The 418-nt window shown below is 67.9% G+C and carries 1 pseudogene; it reads left to right on the top strand.

From position 1 onward, the window contains the following. Positions 1–418: pseudogene (locus tag DJ75_RS11685) on the top strand (ribonucleoside-diphosphate reductase, adenosylcobalamin-dependent); the annotation flags it as partial.

The following is a 418-nucleotide window of genomic DNA, read 5'->3' as shown; positions in this document are numbered from 1 at the left end:
GCTCACGACGCGCGCGAAGAACACGGAGTTCGCCGACGAGAGCGAGGCGGCCGAGGCGATCGTCGAGCAGATCGGCGAGGTGTTCGGCGGCGTCGAGGCGTTCCTCGAGAACGAGGACGTGCAGGCGGCGATCGACACGGAGATCGCGGACCTGCTGGAGGCCAGCGAGCAGCCGCAGATCGACTACAGCGAGCGCAGCCCGCGTCCCGACTCCCTGAACGGCGTCACCCAGCGCGTCGAGACGGGGTACGGGAAGCTGTACGTCACCATCAACGAGGACCAGAACGGTCGGCCGTTCGAGCTGTTCGCGAACATCGGCCACTCCGGCGGCTACACCAACTCCTTCACCGAGGCGCTCGCGAAGGTCATCTCGACGGCGCTCCGCTCGGGCGTGGACCCCGACGAGATCGTCGACGAG

It is taken from the genome of Halorubrum sp. Eb13 (genome assembly GCF_002252895.1).
In the GTDB taxonomy this organism is placed as follows: Archaea; Halobacteriota; Halobacteria; order Halobacteriales; family Haloferacaceae; genus Halorubrum.
The sequence above is the reverse complement of the archived record's forward strand: the minus strand, read 5'-3'. Positions and strand labels throughout refer to the sequence as shown.